This window comes from Mammaliicoccus sp. A-M4, from assembly GCF_022386955.1.
GTDB lineage: Bacteria > Bacillota > Bacilli > Staphylococcales > Staphylococcaceae > Mammaliicoccus > Mammaliicoccus lentus.
On the sequence record NZ_JAJNHH010000016.1, the window covers coordinates 13012 to 28783 of the forward strand.

Genomic DNA, 15772 nt, shown 5'->3' on the forward strand with positions numbered 1-15772 from the left:
TAGTACCTATTTATCCTTCACTCTCATCAGTCGCAAACTATTTAATGCTACCAAAATAGTGGCTCCCATATCGGAAAGAATCGCAATCCAAAGGGTTAGCCAGCCTGGAATAACCAATAGTAAGGCAATTATCTTAATTCCGATGGCAAACGTGATGTTCGCTTTGATGATATTTAGCGTTTTCCTGCTAAGTCTTACTGCAAATGGAAGCTTACTTAAATCATCTCCCATTAATGCAATATCAGCTGTCTCGATGGCAGTATCTGTTCCAGCACCGCCCATTGCAATGCCAACAGTGGATGCAGCAAGTGCAGGAGCATCATTGACGCCATCGCCAATCATAGCTACATTACCATGCTCGGCTTTCATTTTTTTAATATAGTCCAACTTATCCTGTGGCAACAATTCGGACTGAATATCAGAAACGCCTACATGAGCACCGATTGCTTCTGCGGTACCTTGATTATCACCTGTCAGCATAATTGTTTGCTTGATTCCTAACTGATGAAGTTTTAGAATCACATTTTTACTTGTTTCGCGGACCTCATCTGCTACAGCAATCACGCCGAGGATTGTTTGGTCCGTTCCAATAATCATGGCCGTTTTCCCTTGGTTTTGTAAAACTTTCACTTTATTTTCAAACTCAAGGCTAAAATCGGAAACATTTAATTCTTTAAAAAGCCTTGGACTGCCAATGTAATAGGTTGTTCCATCTATATTCCCTTGAATGCCCCGACCTGTAATAGAAGTGAAGTCCTTCACTCTAACATCGGAATAAGTAATATTATCTTGCTCTGCTTTCTTCATTATTGCTGAAGCAAGTGGATGTTGTGATCGATATTCTAAAGCTGTAATAATGGAAAACAGCTCTTTTTCTTCCACTTGATCATTTAACACTTTAAAATCTGTTACCACTGGTACACCTTTTGTCAGTGTTCCTGTTTTATCAAATGCGATTGCCTTAATGGCTCCTAATTCCTCTAGATAGACACCGCCTTTAATCAACACACCTTTTTTAGCTGCATTTCCAATTGCCGAGACAATCGAGATTGGAGTAGTAATAACTAATGCACACGGACATCCAACTACAAGTACCGCTAATCCTTGATAAACCCAAGTATCCCAACTTCCACCAAAGAATAAAGGTGGAACGACTGCAACGAGCGCCGCAATAACCATAATGATCGGCGTATAATATTTCGCAAATTTATCTACGAATGCTTGCGCTGGAGCGCGCTCCCCTTGTGCTTCCTCAACCAGATGAATAATCTTGGAGATAGTTGTATCCTCTACGTATTTGGTGATTTTTACTTCAAGTAGTCCCTCTTCGTTAAGCGTGCCTGCAAATACTTCATCATCTACCGTTTTGGCAACAGGGACAGATTCTCCTGTTATAGCAGCCTGGTTGACAGCCGACACACCATTTATAATGATCCCATCCATGGCAATTTTCTCCCCTGGTTTGACGATCATAATATCACCCACGGCAATATCGTCCACATGGATCATTATTTCCTGACCATTCCGCCTAACAAGTGCTTCTTTTGGGGCAATATCCATCAATGAACGAATGGACTGTCTTGCTCTATCCATAGAAAAACGTTCAAGTGCTTCACTGATTGCAAAGAGAATGACAACAATGGATGCCTCTGCCCATTCACCAATGATGGCAGCTCCAATAACTGCAACGGTCATCAGGGTTTTCATGTCGAAATCAAAGCGTATCAAATTTTGAAAACCAACTTTAAATAGTGAATATCCGCCAATTACAATCGAACTTACAAATAACATGGACGTTACAAGGTTATCTTCTCCATTTACAAAGTGAGAAAGGTAACCAAAAGCAATCAGTAATGTGGCAAACAGCAATGTGCTGTGTTTTTTATAAAACGGTATTTTCTCTTCTTTAGGAGCCTTAGTGTCTTCTTTGACCGCTTGTATCGATGGATTCGCCAGTTTTTCAGGAATTACCTTAAGATTCTCGAAAGCACCTGCTTTTTCAAGCTCTTCAACCGATGCGTTTCCATATACATCAATTTTAGAAGCGCCAAAGTTCACTTTTGCATCCTGAACTCCAGCTAGTTGTTTTACATTTTTTTCAAACTTCCCAGCACAGTTTGCGCAAGAAAATCCCTCCACACGGTAAACATTTTTATCTTCTGTTACCACTGGTTCGACCCTTCTTCTAGCCTTCTCTGGTGCCACTTTAAGATTCTCGAAAGCACCAGCCTTTTCCAGATCTTCAACGGTTGCACTGCCAAAGACATCAATTTTGGAAGCTCCGAAATTGACTTTAGCATCATGCACCCCTGATAGTTCTTTTACATTTTTTTCAAACTTCCCAGCACAATTCGCACACGAGAAACCCTCCACACGGTAAACCTGTTTATCTTCTGTTAATGTTTTTGTTGAACTATCCAATACTAGCAACCTCCCTTTGATGCAAGAAAGCTTTTTCTACAAGCTGTTTAACATGCTCATCATCTAGTGAATAATAGACTAATTTTCCTTCTTTACGGTATTTTGCTATACCTAAATTTTTCAATAATCTTAAATGATGGGATGCCGTAGCCGTTGAAGATTCAATGATATTAGCTACATCACAAACACATAACTCTCCCTCTAAAGACAAAACATAAGCAATTTTAACTCTTGTATCATCTGATAGAGCCTTAAAAACTTTCGCTACATCCATAGGATTCTGTTTAGCAAGGTCTTTTTTAGCCCTGTTTACCTTATCTTCATGAATATAGGTAACTTCACACATATCTTTTGTCATAATTACCCTCCTTATTCAAATGACTGTTTGTTTGATGATTATAATATATCCCACTATAAACAAATAGTCAAATGATTGTTTGAATGATATATAATTAATATTAAAAAGGATTGGTTTCTAATGTTAGAAACCAATCCTTTCGGAGATTTTAACCAAATTTTAAAGTATCTTAAACATAACTGCCCCGTTAGTTTAAGTGCATCCTTTCACAATCTGTCTACAGATTAATAATAAAAACTACTCTTTATTATACAGATCTCCATATAATTTTTGAATTTGGTTCTGTAATTTTTTATTTTCTTTTTCTAATTCCATAACTCTTCTTTTTAAGGTTTTTATAAGGATTTCCTCCGAACGAGAACTTTTCTTGGGTTTTGAGACTACATTTGATGTTATTTGACGCTCACGAAGGGATTCGATTCTTTGCCTAATATCGTGTTCCTTATAAAGCCATGATTTAGAAACATTAGCTTCCTTTGCTATTGAATTAAAATTAATAGCTTTACCTTCAATCGAAAATTTAGAAATCGCTTTGTCTACTTTTTCTCTTGTCTTTTGTGATTTCTGCTTCGCCAAACGTACAATTTCTGTTGTATTTCTAACTTGTTTATTCATTGATAATTACCCCGTTAAACTTCCAATGATTTGTTCTAAACGCTCTTTAATACGGCTATTAGTCTCTATTTGTCTTTGCCATTGTTTATCCTTTGCTATGGTTAATAACTCTTCTGTACGCTCTAACTGTTCTTCGTGCTGTGGTAAGAATTGCTTACTGGTACAGAAGTGAGTGCAATCTAAGCATGCATTCGCATGTGGACAACCACCTGCTATTACTGGCAATCTACAATAACCATTTGGAAGCACTTGTGCATTTATATTTTTCTTGAACCATTGAAGCTCTACATCATCGACTTCACTATCATCATCTAGATTGAGCACATCTCCATTATTGGTAACCAGTTTTTCTTGAAATTTAGTAAATTCATTTTTTAGAGTTTCATCAAAGATATGAGCGTATCTGCTTGTCATTTCTGGGCTTTCATGTCCCAAAAATTTCTGCACAATATGCTGGGGCACCCCGTTGTTAATCATTCTTGTTCCTACTGAATGGCGAAAGGCATGGGCATGGAATCTATAAATCTCGCCTAATTTATCCACTATATTTTGCTCATAAGCTAATTTATTTAATTCGCCTCTAAATGTTTCTTGTTTTAATGGCGATCCATCTTTTCTTGGAAAGAGGTATTCACTATCTGGAAATTCCTCTGAAACTTTATCTTCCCGAACTTTAATAAGTAAAACTACCTCTTTAGATATTGGAACTATATGCTCCTTTTTCATTTTCCATTGATAATACTTTAAAAAGTAATCTCCATCTTTGTCCTCTAATAAACAGCCTTTTTTCAAGGTGCACAATTCACTTATCCTCATTCCACATTCTTGAACAATCATAGTCATCGTAGCTATATATTCGGGTAATTTATCAAGATGACTGTTCAATTGCTCTAGAACGAATTCGTCTATAAAGCGAGGTTTTGCTCTTGGTATTTTCGGATAGTCCTCGGGATAAATTAATAATTTGGAAGGAACATCATCCCATTCTAGCCTATGAAGGGTACTAAATAGTCCTTCCAATATAGAGATCCTCCCAGTTATTGTACTAGGTTTTATCCCCATCATGTTTAGTTCACTTAAATATGCTTCAATTTCCACTCTCGTTAATTGGTGTACTCTCTGAACGTGTTTAAACTTTATGTCCAGAAAATTAAAGAACTCTTTAAGTTTTTGGGCAATATCACTTACATAGGAAAAGCTATCCATGTTCAATCTTAACTTACAATATCTTTTTACAAGCTGTTTAAAATATGTATTCCGAAACCCTTTAAAGTTAATTGTATATTCATATTGTGTTGGGTTAACCTTATCATCTGGCAAAGGTAAGTTTCGTCTATCCCAAACGTCTTTATCCCACTCCTCTCCATCAAAATAAAAATCCTCATAAAACTCAATAAATTGTTTAAGATTAGTAACATAGTAAGAATTAGCTTTTACAGGTGTTTTTTCTTGATTAGCAGTAATCTTATAATTAGTGGTGGTAATTCTAACACCCTGTTTTGTCAAATATGTTCTATACTCCGTCATTGCTTTATCAATAGGAACTTCAGTAATTGAAGTAATGCTGGGATACTTTAAATCTAAAAAATCCAACATTTTATTAATTACTGTTCCTTTTCTAATCCAGACAGTTTTTGCATTCCATATTCCATTGTTTAAATGGTAAAAATAAAAATATTTCAATTCTGTTCTTAACCACAGATTTTTAACACGTTCAAAACGAACCCAACGATTTCTTAAAGCAGGATTCTTACTTAATTCTATGGCAGAAGGATGTGGACATTTTCTTATATCCCAACTATTATTAGCCCAAAACCCTTGCATTTCTTCATTCATTACAGCTATTTTTTTGCTGATCTCACTCTGACTGATAATTTTCCTTTTACTAGAAGCATTCATTTAGCTGGTATTCTTTATCTAGTAATAAATACAATGGATACGGCTTATTCTCCACTTCTATCCTTTGAACCCTCACACGCGCCCCCCTCTTTAAACACTTTAAGTACTACAAATTATAAACCTTGTTAATTTTTATTTAAAGTAAAATCTCCCTTTAACATCTCCTCCTGAACTACTTTAACTACTATTATTTATTATACTATGGTTAATATGTCTCCACTTGGGTGGTTATGGCCAATAATCATACCCGTTGCGTTACTTAATATGGCTGTTTTAAATATTTCTCGAGGATGTATAACCGCAAAATTAATGGTTCCTATAGAGACGGTTTCAATATGTGTAGGTTCATTTTTGCTATTCAAGCAAATTAAAATGAAGTGTTCTCGGTCAGCATTTCCTATGAAGTCACGCATAATATCAGCAGCGTCTTTTGGTTCTTCAATACGTCTTTTTAAATACCAAAGTGTATCTTCTTTAACCATTTGGACTTTGACAACATCTATTCTTTTTCTACTCATTATGGATAAGCTCTATACTTTCTATTAAGTCAGGGTGAACAATGGATGTGATAGAATCATCATTCATATAAATGGAATATAGCTCATCTAATTCTGAATTATTTTTTTTGTTTGATGAAAAGGCGATAATGCCTTTAATAACATCGATGTGTGGTTGATGCATTAAATATTGGTATACTTCTTTCCATGTTTGATTCATTCTATTTAGTCTCCTTTAATGGTTTAATTGTCCATGCCTTTCTAGCGTATGGATTTAATGGATGCATGATTTCATTTGTTTGAGGATTTGTTAATATACTGATTTTCTTACTGTGAGGTTTTAACATGTCTAATACTTCATTCACTCGATTTTCCACAAGAGGTTTTTTTCCGTAGGAACCCCAAGCCAATAAAACACTATCGGCTTCTTTGACAGCTTTCATAATGTGAATATCCGTGTGCTTGTCATGGCTGTTTTCGATATGTTTTAAATTAATGGGGGTATCAATATTTGAAAAAAGATTTATAAAATTAACGCCACCATATTCATCTTTTTCAGCTACTTTATTGACAATAAGTTGTGTTGTAAGGTCAACGTTGATAACACCATCATAATGAGGATACATCGTTATAATTGTAAGTACTTCTTTATCAATATCCCAAGTTTTCTTGAGAAGATAACGATGCATTTTATCCTGACTAAATATCGCTTCAGTTTCTAATACACTTTTGATTGATTTCATTTTATCTAACTCCTTTATTTAATATTCTTCAGGTAACAACATGACGTAATAAGAAAGGTCTACATCATCTTCTCGGATAATGTAGACCTTATTAATATTGATAGCTTTTGAATAATTTGCCTTATGAATTTTTACGTACTCTGGACGTTCTTGCTTATGTTTGATATATAATTGACTATTATGCATATTGAACTGGAATATATGAAAGTAATCAATCTCTTCTAGTTCCTTGAATTGTTCGTTTTCGCGTTGCGCTACAAGTTTCCATAACTGTTGCTGCAACATTGCTGGCAAGTAATTGGCAATACTACGTGTAATATAACGTTTCATGCTCATTTCTCCTTTTCTATATCTTTCATTATTGTAATAACTTCTGTAATGACTGTGACGCTTATCTGAGCTATGTGTATCCATTTATTCATTATTATAATTCTCCTTTTCAAGTAAGTGTCTTTGATCTAGTAGTGGCATAACTGTGTTATGAAGATATAAGAAGTCCATATCGTTTGTTTCATCAATATAACCAATCGCAATAAGTTGTTTTTGATAGTAGAGGATAAAGGGGTATATATGCCTTTCATGAAGTGTGTCAGAGTAGTAAGTATACGTATGAAGGATTTTGTTGGTAAGCGGACCAAGTCTGATATATTGATCAGGAAGGATATTATCTGCCACTTCCTCGATAGATTCACATTCCCATTTTTCGTCCTTTGGCAGATTGAATAAGTTAGTTATATACTCTTTGAGTTGTTTTTCTAGTGTCATGGTTATGACCTCCTATAATGTTTTTGATGTATACATGTAATACACCATATAGATAATATATGCTTCAAAAAAATTTTGTTTCGTTTGTGAATCCCATTGTTATTAAGAAAATATCCCAATAGAAAATTATCACAATTGTTGATATGACAAGGAAATCCCATTATCCCGCTCATTTCTCAGGAAATATAGCGATATATTTATATATCATTTGGATTTGGTGGTGTCAGTACGACTTACTTTTTCTTTTTATATTATTTATTTATAAATAATAATGGGATTTCGGGATTACGCTTGCGTAATCCTTATCCTACATGTATTTATCAAATCCCATTGCTATCCCGTTCATATTTTATTTTGGGATGTTCTTTCGTCATACAATATAAGCTTCACATTGAGTTGTGACTTGTTAGTATGTTGAAAAGATTCGTTAGATGGGTGTTATTGAATGACGAAAGGACAGTACATAGATATTAGATTTGAAGAAAGAGCGTTTGAGGCAAAAATAAAGACGAAGTGCTGAGGAGCACTTCGTCGAGAGGGGTATTATTGAAAAGTTGTTTAATAATTTCATTATTGAGTTTTAGTGTAACGTAGAACTGTTTTTTATGATTACCGTCTTTACGAATATCAATACGGTCAATGACTGTAAGATATAATGCTTTGAGTTGTGCTTTATCCATTGATTCTATATTTTGAAATATTCGTTGTAATAGGGCAGCGATTTGTTTCGTATCATAAGATAGTTTCTCTTGATTTTGTTGCTGTTTGAGTTGATTCATTTGATTTGTAATGTCATTGAGTTGTGTTTCATATTGATGAATAGTTGCTTTCAATGCAGATGTTAGGTCCGGATTATCTTCAATGGTTTTAACTAAATTATGGAGTTTCCCGCTGACTTCATCGTATTGTTGTTGTTTATAAGCGATATCGTGGTTCAATGCACCAATATCGACTTTATTTTCTTGATTGACACGTTCTAAGACTTGGTTAATGACTTTATCACTTTTGACAATTTCGAGTATTTGATCCATGACGTATTTCTCAATCACATCAGCTCTAACGCTATTCGCAGAACATACTTTTGAGCCTTTGTTTCGGAAGTTACTGCAAGAATAATAACGTATTCGCTTCTTGGTACCATCTTTCAATGTGTTCGTTGTGTTACTAGCTGCCATTGGTGCACCACATTGTGGACAATGAACGATACCTGTTAATAGATTAGTTCCTTTACCGTGGACTTGAGGTTTTTGACTGACTTGTTTTTTACGTAATTGGACTTTATCCCATAAGTCTTGAATAATAATAGGGGAATGCTTACCTTCAGCTATTATTGGTTTATCATTCAGCCCTTTACGACGCTTTTCATTCCAATCTTTGTACTTTGCGAATTGAATTTTACCAACATAGAATGGATTAGATAAGATATAGGTCACTGAACCAATACTGAAAGGCTTTCCTTTTTTAGTCACGTATCCTTTGTGATTGAGTGCATTCGCAATTTTACGATATCCGTGGCCTTTAGCATATGACTCAAATATATATTTGACAATATTCGCTTCATGTTGGTTTATCATGAGTTCATGCTTGCTATCCGGTATTTTGTCATAGCCCAGCGGCAAATTGCCTTGATAATAGCCTTCTTGAGCGCGTCGGGTTTGACCCATGAATACATTTTCGACAATATTATTTCTTTCAAATTCTGAAAAACTCGCTAGAATTTGTAGCATCAATTTACCACTGCTTGTATTGACTTCCATACGCTCAGATAAGCTGAAGAATTCGACATTTTGACGATGAAGGTCTTCAACAATTTTGAGTAAGTCAGAAGTGTTACGTGCTAGTCGGTTTGTTTTGTAGACCATAACAGAATCAATCTGACCTTCGTTCGCATCTTTTAACAAACGTTGTAGTTCTGGTCGGTTCATAGATTTTCCAGAGATACCTCTATCCGCGTATACATCTACAACAACAAAGTTATTGAAATCACAATATTCTCGAATTTGATTGATTTGTCCATCGATACTATAGCCTTCAGTACTTTGGATTTCCGTTGATACACGAACATAGATACCGACACGTTTTTGTTTGAGTTGTTGCATGATTTTTTCATCCTTTCTGATTAAGCAATCGATGATTGCGAGGTTTGGTTCACAATGTTCAATGGTTCATTTTTGAAATAGATCCCAACAAGGGCTTTATTTTTTGTAATGCGAATTTCATCAATATAGGGATGCAGCATGTTTAACGTGAAACTTTTCTGTATAACCTTTTGTAGTGATGTTTGTAACTGATTATCACTTATGGAGGATATGGTTTTGTGCTTTTGATTCATCAAATGAGTCTGTTTTCTGAATGATTCAGCATCAATCATACCTTTGGCAAGTTTATCTATCAGTTGTTCTTGAGTTAGCGTACTTTTAGCTTCTATCACTCTTTGTTTTTTGAGGCGTTGATGAATTGCATTATTAATTTTTGAATAGAGCTGTTGGTTTTGAAAGAAGTTCTGACATGTAGCTAAGACTTGAACTTCTAATTTTTGTGCATTTATTCCTTTGAATGAACAGACAAAGCGAGATTCATTCATATTTTTAGGACAAATATAATATCGCAATGTATGTTTTTTTCTTATTGTCATATTTGTCAGTGTTGAGTCACAACAAGGACATTTGATCTTTTGTTTCAGCTGATTCTCTGAAGGTATACAGTGAAGTTGCTTCTTATTACGGATTGCTTGAGCATGTTCATATTTCGTTGCCGAAACAATAGGTGGTACCATATTGTTATATTGACCATATTGATTGATGACACGACCACAATAATTTGGGTTCATAATTATATTTCGTACCTGATAAGGCTTGCGGGTAATAAGTTTATTATCGTCTTCTAAATATTGTGCAATCTTCTTGTAGCCATATCCTTGAAGATAATAATTGAATACAGCTTTGACGGTAGGTGATTCATCATTATTAATGATGAAAGTACCATTTTGATAGTGATAACCGAAAGGCGCATGGGTCGTTATGAGTTTACCTTGTTTTGCCTTTTCTCTAAGTCCATTTTTGACTTGTTCTCCAATATTATCGGATTCAAGTTCAGCCAGACTCATGAATATATTGAGTTTTAGGCGATCAAACGCTTTATCCATATCAAAATAGCCATCATGAACACTTAGAATATGAACATGATATTTTTGACAGAGTTTCATGAGTTTTAATGCATTTTTCAAGTTGCGATGAAGTCGATTCAAGCGATAACAACATAATACGTCACATTGTCTTTGTTGGATGCGTTCGGTGACTTGTTGATAGCCTGTTCGATTATCTGTTCTGCCTGATTGCTTATCACTAATGTATTGGATATTTTGAATATTGTGCTTTGGAGCTAATAATTCTATTGCTTGCTTTTGAGCTGGGAGTGATTGTTGTTTCGTTGTACTTTGGCGCAAATAACCAATGGCTCGTTTCATAGTATTTCCTCCTTTCAAAGAGATAATATATATTTATGAACGAAATTATAGATAAGCCCAACACCAGTCGGGTGTTGGGCGGTATTATTAGTCATCAGCGTGATTGATTTCTTCAATAACCAGATCGGCTAATAGTATGATTAATTCGTCCATGTATATCACCTCATTATTCATAGTATTAACAACAATTCTTTAGTTGCATCTCAAAAGTAGTAACGAATTCGATATTCTTCTTTGAGCAAATTTTTTTAAATGAATGTAATCTTCATATTCTCCATATGCAACAATGGACGTAGGTTTGATTACTTTCTCCAAAATGTCATTTATTAACTTGTACTCCTCAGTGTAAGTGTTACTTATTTGACGACCTTCTTGTTTACAGCATTCCTTCACAGTATCTAGGGGTGTGCTTTCTAAGTATTCAAATCTTTCATCTTCAATTTCGTGAGCTAGTGCTACTGTATTCATAGTACAATTCCTCCATTGATTTAATATTTGTGCTACAACACCTTTAAATAGGTGTTGTAGCAAATTTATTTAATAACATATTTTAAGCTTTAAAAGTCAATATCACCGTTTTTATCCCATTCTCTTGCTTTTGAAATCATGTCTCGTAGTATTGGATGTTGGTGTTCAGAGATAAATGATAAGGGTATATTGAATTTACTTTTTTCAGATAGACCAAAAATAGGAGCGTATGATTTATCAAGCTTAAGATGATAAAATACGATGGTTTTTGGTTTGCCTTCTTTGTCTTTGACACTACGTTTTGTTGTTTTACGATTGGCGTCTGACTGGATGTAATCTTTATCCCTCAGTGCATCAATGACATTATTTGTATCTTGGAAATTATGTTCTTTTAACATATTTTTAAAAACCGAGGCAATCATTTTCACCTGGATATGATCATCTTCAAGTGAAATCATTCCATAATTTTCAATAAGCGTTGATAACCTAGTGTCGTCAGAAAACTTACCACGATTTTGTGCTACAAATTGGACAATGACTTCAATTGCTTTATCAGCTAGGCTTCGCTCACTAACAGAATCTAAATGATAGTTAATAAGATAGTCCCTTACAGCATTCAAATCAACAGGTGTGGCAATGACACGTTCCAATATACGTGCTGATGTTGTAATGGTTGCATAGCGTTTGAACATCCGAATTCCTGTATTGCTGGTTTCCTTTTCTAGTTGAGTTTTGAACCTTAGGTGCTCATTTTGGAACCATTTAATGACTTCTTGTTCACGATTGAGTAGATATTCAGCTACTAATGGCATGATATGACCATAATTAGCTGATGTTGCTTTTTTAATAGTATCTGCGTTGTCAGCGTTAGTTGTAAAAGCTTCAGATATTTCAATGGTACGTACATTCAAACCATCATTACGTGCACTATTATTGAAAATACTGTGTTCGGCAGTACTAATTACTGAGGTTCCCCAGTTTTTTAGTGACTTGACTTCTCCGTGTATATTAGAACGTTGTCTTCCTTGACCTTCGGCAATTGAATAGAGCAAACCAGTTGTATCTTTAAAGGTTGCAGATGACAGTTCGTCCAATACAATAGGTACACCATAGTTGTTACTTAGATATCCTTCAAGCGCGTTTCTAGTGCCATTCCATGATCTAAACAGCGTATTACTACCTTTAGTAGGGTTGCCGGTTATTGAGACTCCTAAAGCCGCTGCAGTTGATTTACCCGTGCTTGAATTTCCCGTAAATGAGAAAATCGTACCTGCGAATTCAACCTCATGTTTTGTTTTTAAAAACGCAGTTACTAATGAAGAAATACCAAACACTACAGCAAGTTCGAGTAACAAGTTTCCTTTTACTTCATCAAGATACATTTGCCACCAGTCTTCAAAAGTGCCTTTAGGTTGTAGATCGTACTGTGTTTCACAAATGATTTCATCCGCCTGCGACTGTGTAATTTCTTTTGAAAGATATGGTTCATCTAATGAAATGACGACACCTTTATCAGTATTTAACACACCGACACCCGTATACAACGATGACAGAGGCAGTGATTGGCGCATTAATTGTAGTGCATTGCTTAATGATTTAATGTACTTCTCATTGATGCTGAAGCCATACATGATTAGTGAAGGTAACTTTTGCGATGTTAAAATATCTGATGTTTCAATACGTTCAATATTTTGTCCGTTGGAAATAACTAGTTTCTCAACCCCAGATTTGGGGTCAAGAAACTTGTTTTTAATTAAAATTGGACTAGATAAGCGTATGGACTTTTGCTGATCATTTTTACCTTTCGGTGGTATAACTTCATACCATGAATCTTCAGTAAGCCAGTATGGATATTCACTAAAGATGATGTTAGTCATTAGTTGTTACCACCTTTCCAGTTATTTTGATGATTCATCGGATTTGGTGCAGTTTTAAGGTAGAGCAAAGATGAACCTTTTTTTCCAACTACAATGAATGGAAGGTTAGGTGTATATTTTACAAAATGTGCAAACCAACGACCAACATCTTGTTGAATTTCAGTCGAGCACAAAACATTAGCCCTCACATTCAAATCGTGATACATAAACATGGTGCCTACAGGTAAATTAAATGCGATGCTTGTAACAGCACGTTTTAGTGTATAAAATTCTTTTTCTTTCATCATAAGTTCCTCCAAATAAGTCTTATTAGTCAATCAATACTGTAGATGCTTAACACCTCAATGGTTGATTGCTATAATAAGCATAAATGAAGCATTTTAATTAGACGCGGAACAAAAAATAGGGAGGGGGGTATATATGATACCTACGATAGAAGAAATTATTGACAAGTATGGCAGTTTAGTAGATTGTCTAAAGTTTGATATATCAGGTGAGGTTTATGAAGACTTATTGTTATTAAGAAGTTTAAGCGATTTAAATGAACACCAAAAGATGCATAGAGTTTCATTTATACAAAAACACTTTAACCCTAATTTTGATTATTTGTTAGATGACTCAGAATTTAGAAGTATGAATAAAATTTATAGAAATTTAAATACTATGACGTATATCAATAGTCAAAACAATGAATTTAAACTTAAACCATTTATAAATGAAGAACAATTAAAATCACTACTTGCGATAAAGAAAGTAGATGAACATTTGAGTTATGACCCATCTATTACCTCAAAAGCATTAGCAGATATAAACAAGACGCAAAAAAGATTGGTTACAAAGCCAAATATTCTCTATAATCGATCCAAAAAAGAAAATGAGTATGTACGGTTAGGAGGAAAAATATCATATACAAAGATGGAGAAGCATTGGGAATATTTACATAATGAGATTCAGTATTATAATCTTACTAATCAATTAATTAGTTATGTTGCTTTAGAAAAGGAATATGCATGGGCTTTTTTAAATGAATTATTTTATTTAATAGAATTATATTTGAAGGCATTTAAAGGACAAAAGAAAACTGGCCATGAATTTGAAGAAGGATTGAACGCATTTATTCAATCATATGTCATTATTTTACTTATAGATATAAGATTACCGACTGTTAGGTTATATATTATTAGGCGTATTGTGGATGAATGCGAAAAAGAATCAGATAATCAAAAAAGAATTAAACTGATAGAGGAATCCATTAAAAAGTACAGATATGTAAAAGAACAGATTGAAAGATTTGGAAATGCGTTGAAAGAAGAATTATCAATCGCGACTTTGTCTATTGAACAGAATATGTTAGAAGCTAAAATTGATTATTATAAGAATTACTACTATCCTAGAAAAAAAACAAAGCATAACAATATTGAGTACAACGTATCAATGTTTTTTAAAGCTGTAGATTCTTTAAAGAAATAGTATTCGACGGACAATATTTATAGATAATAATTAATTAGAGAGGTTTTAAGTTGTGTTTAGATTAAAAAAATGGTATTTAAAACAAAAAGGCTATTTTTGCCGTGTCGGTGAAAAGTGGGACAATAGTAATTTATCCCATGAAAATATACATAGTTATGTAGATAGAGTACTTGAATATGAGACTGAAACACGTAGAAACGGCCAACCAACTGAAGAATATATATTAGCTAGTAGTGGGGAAAAAATAAATGAAGATTTAAGAAGTGGTACTAATGATCACAAAGAAATTCTAGAGGTATTTGATAAATATAAAGTAAAAGAGGATATAACTACTTATAGAACGGTTAGTCCTCGGATATACAAATTAATGGAGAAAAATGCTAAAAACTTAAATGGAGTAGATTTGTTTGAACTTGGAATTTTACACACTTCATTAATAAAAGGGTACGAATCAAGAGAAGAAGGTTACAAATTACGGGTAAAAGTAAAAAAAGGAACACCAGCTTTCTATGTAGGTAATTTAACAGGCGAAGAAAGCCATTATTATGAGGTGATTGTAGTTAATAATTTAAAATTAAAAATCATATCTATTGAAGATTACTATATAAATTGTGAAGTAGTATAATTGGAATCAATTCTGTTAGTTGTTCATAATAAGCCAATTATTTTTTTAATGAACTTATTACTTAAAAACCGCATCATCAACTGATAAGCAGAAGCGTATCATAAATAATGCGGTTTTTTACACTATTCAACTGACTATGTTAATTATAGATATACTTGGTAACACAATGATAATTAGGAAATACAGAACAATTTTTGGTTTAACGTAACAAGATTTATCTGAGCTATATGGCGTTAATTTTGAAAACTTAGTTAATGTTCAAGATGATTTAGAATATATTTGTGATAAAGATATACACTTAAACCTATGATTTTTTATGAATTTATTTCTAAAAGATGTTGGTTAATTATTGCAATCATATTGATTATTCCAGGAATGCTTTCACAGTTTTTAGGTGAAATATAAGTCATCTTAATTACTTGTGAGGTGTTAGAAAATAGTTGAAACAGCATTTTTTTATTAATTATTAGAAGTATTACATTGTTATAGTTAAATTAAGAGCAGCTTTTTAAAAGATAAATTTTTATACTGAATTTAAGTTAAAGAACAATAAAATTTTGTTTGATTA

At 33.7% G+C, this 15772-nt stretch carries 16 protein-coding genes and 1 pseudogene; 2 read left to right on the plus strand and 15 right to left on the minus strand.

The window, feature by feature from the left end:
* Nucleotides 1–6: 6 nt before the first annotated feature.
* From LQ682_RS12295 to ssb, 15 genes and pseudogenes are all read right to left on the minus strand, one after another.
* Nucleotides 7–2421, minus strand: coding sequence for a cadmium-translocating P-type ATPase CadA (locus tag LQ682_RS12295; RefSeq protein ID WP_000378485.1), 2415 nt, complete (start codon nt 2419–2421; stop codon nt 7–9).
* Nucleotides 2414–2779 (minus strand): ArsR/SmtB family transcription factor, encoded by a 366-nt coding sequence (locus LQ682_RS12300; RefSeq protein ID WP_000159127.1) that lies wholly within the window; start codon nt 2777–2779, stop codon nt 2414–2416. Before LQ682_RS12300 ends, LQ682_RS12295 begins: the two co-directional genes overlap by 8 nt.
* Nucleotides 2780–3016: 237 nt before the next feature.
* Complete coding sequence (locus LQ682_RS12305; protein WP_001041908.1) at nt 3017–3394, minus strand: DUF6262 family protein; 378 nt, start codon at nt 3392–3394, stop codon at nt 3017–3019.
* Between the two features lie 6 nt (nt 3395–3400).
* Nucleotides 3401–5293 carry a site-specific integrase gene (locus tag LQ682_RS12310; protein WP_075100293.1) on the minus strand — a complete coding sequence of 631 codons (1893 nt, stop codon included), beginning with the start codon at nt 5291–5293 and terminating at the stop codon, nt 3401–3403.
* Nucleotides 5289–5369 (minus strand): annotated as a pseudogene (locus LQ682_RS14295) (site-specific integrase); the annotation flags it as partial. The pseudogene LQ682_RS14295 and the gene LQ682_RS12310, both read right to left, overlap by 5 nt.
* A gap of 118 nt (nt 5370–5487) precedes the next feature.
* On the minus strand, nt 5488–5811 hold the full coding sequence (locus LQ682_RS12315; protein ID WP_000088091.1) for a JAB domain-containing protein: 324 nt from the start codon (nt 5809–5811) through the stop codon (nt 5488–5490).
* On the minus strand, nt 5804–6010 hold the full coding sequence (locus LQ682_RS12320; protein ID WP_001077283.1) for a hypothetical protein: 207 nt from the start codon (nt 6008–6010) through the stop codon (nt 5804–5806). Before LQ682_RS12320 ends, LQ682_RS12315 begins: the two co-directional genes overlap by 8 nt.
* 1 nt (nt 6011) lies before the next feature.
* A complete protein-coding gene (locus LQ682_RS12325) occupies nt 6012–6533 on the minus strand; it encodes a DUF1643 domain-containing protein (protein WP_000836008.1) in 522 nt (173 codons plus the stop codon).
* Between the two features lie 18 nt (nt 6534–6551).
* A complete protein-coding gene (locus tag LQ682_RS12330) occupies nt 6552–6863 on the minus strand; it encodes a DUF960 family protein (RefSeq protein WP_000833212.1) in 312 nt (103 codons plus the stop codon).
* A gap of 84 nt (nt 6864–6947) precedes the next feature.
* Entirely contained in the window at nt 6948–7298 is a 351-nt protein-coding gene (locus LQ682_RS12335) for an SAUGI family uracil-DNA glycosylase inhibitor (protein ID WP_000171449.1), read from the minus strand.
* Between the two features lie 470 nt (nt 7299–7768).
* Nucleotides 7769–9397 (minus strand): cassette chromosome recombinase CcrB, encoded by a 1629-nt coding sequence (gene ccrB / locus LQ682_RS12340; protein WP_001186596.1) that lies wholly within the window; start codon nt 9395–9397, stop codon nt 7769–7771.
* 20 nt (nt 9398–9417) lie between these two features.
* On the minus strand, nt 9418–10764 hold the full coding sequence (gene ccrA / locus LQ682_RS12345; protein WP_000816499.1) for a cassette chromosome recombinase CcrA: 1347 nt from the start codon (nt 10762–10764) through the stop codon (nt 9418–9420).
* Between the two features lie 192 nt (nt 10765–10956).
* The gene (locus tag LQ682_RS12350; RefSeq protein WP_001791132.1) at nt 10957–11232 is read right to left on the minus strand and encodes a hypothetical protein; all 276 of its coding nucleotides are present in this window, start codon (nt 11230–11232) and stop codon (nt 10957–10959) included.
* 89 nt (nt 11233–11321) lie between these two features.
* Complete coding sequence (cch1, locus tag LQ682_RS12355) at nt 11322–13109, minus strand: cassette chromosome replicative helicase (protein WP_000181743.1); 1788 nt, start codon at nt 13107–13109, stop codon at nt 11322–11324.
* Nucleotides 13109–13393 (minus strand): cassette chromosome ssDNA-binding protein, encoded by a 285-nt coding sequence (gene ssb / locus LQ682_RS12360; protein WP_000659554.1) that lies wholly within the window; start codon nt 13391–13393, stop codon nt 13109–13111. The genes cch1 and ssb overlap by 1 nt, the downstream gene beginning before the upstream one ends.
* A gap of 136 nt (nt 13394–13529) precedes the next feature.
* Here ssb and LQ682_RS12365 point away from each other — a divergent pair, with 136 nt between their 5' ends.
* Both LQ682_RS12365 and LQ682_RS12370 read left to right on the plus strand, forming a co-directional pair.
* The gene (locus tag LQ682_RS12365) at nt 13530–14579 is read left to right on the plus strand and encodes a hypothetical protein (protein WP_000613217.1); all 1050 of its coding nucleotides are present in this window, start codon (nt 13530–13532) and stop codon (nt 14577–14579) included.
* Nucleotides 14580–14631: 52 nt separating this feature from the next.
* A complete protein-coding gene (locus LQ682_RS12370) occupies nt 14632–15204 on the plus strand; it encodes an ADP-ribosyltransferase (RefSeq protein ID WP_000489177.1) in 573 nt (190 codons plus the stop codon).
* Nucleotides 15205–15772 lie beyond the last annotated feature (568 nt).

What these genes read in the sequence shown, in the direction of transcription:
- LQ682_RS12300 (WP_000159127.1), bottom strand. Translation starts at nt 2,779, where the DNA reads ATGACAAAAGATATGTGTGAAGTTACCTATATTCATGAAGATAAGGTA.
- LQ682_RS12305 (WP_001041908.1), bottom strand. Translation starts at nt 3,394, where the DNA reads ATGAATAAACAAGTTAGAAATACAACAGAAATTGTACGTTTGGCGAAG.
- LQ682_RS12310 (WP_075100293.1), bottom strand. Translation starts at nt 5,293, where the DNA reads ATGAATGCTTCTAGTAAAAGGAAAATTATCAGTCAGAGTGAGATCAGC.
- LQ682_RS12315 (WP_000088091.1), bottom strand. Translation starts at nt 5,811, where the DNA reads ATGAGTAGAAAAAGAATAGATGTTGTCAAAGTCCAAATGGTTAAAGAA.
- LQ682_RS12320 (WP_001077283.1), bottom strand. Translation starts at nt 6,010, where the DNA reads ATGAATCAAACATGGAAAGAAGTATACCAATATTTAATGCATCAACCA.
- LQ682_RS12325 (WP_000836008.1), bottom strand. Translation starts at nt 6,533, where the DNA reads ATGAAATCAATCAAAAGTGTATTAGAAACTGAAGCGATATTTAGTCAG.
- LQ682_RS12330 (WP_000833212.1), bottom strand. Translation starts at nt 6,863, where the DNA reads ATGAAACGTTATATTACACGTAGTATTGCCAATTACTTGCCAGCAATG.
- LQ682_RS12335 (WP_000171449.1), bottom strand. Translation starts at nt 7,298, where the DNA reads ATGACACTAGAAAAACAACTCAAAGAGTATATAACTAACTTATTCAAT.
- ccrB (WP_001186596.1), bottom strand. Translation starts at nt 9,397, where the DNA reads ATGCAACAACTCAAACAAAAACGTGTCGGTATCTATGTTCGTGTATCA.
- ccrA (WP_000816499.1), bottom strand. Translation starts at nt 10,764, where the DNA reads ATGAAACGAGCCATTGGTTATTTGCGCCAAAGTACAACGAAACAACAA.
- LQ682_RS12350 (WP_001791132.1), bottom strand. Translation starts at nt 11,232, where the DNA reads ATGAATACAGTAGCACTAGCTCACGAAATTGAAGATGAAAGATTTGAA.
- cch1 (WP_000181743.1), bottom strand. Translation starts at nt 13,109, where the DNA reads ATGACTAACATCATCTTTAGTGAATATCCATACTGGCTTACTGAAGAT.
- ssb (WP_000659554.1), bottom strand. Translation starts at nt 13,393, where the DNA reads ATGAAAGAAAAAGAATTTTATACACTAAAACGTGCTGTTACAAGCATC.
- LQ682_RS12365 (WP_000613217.1), top strand. Translation starts at nt 13,530, where the DNA reads ATGATACCTACGATAGAAGAAATTATTGACAAGTATGGCAGTTTAGTA.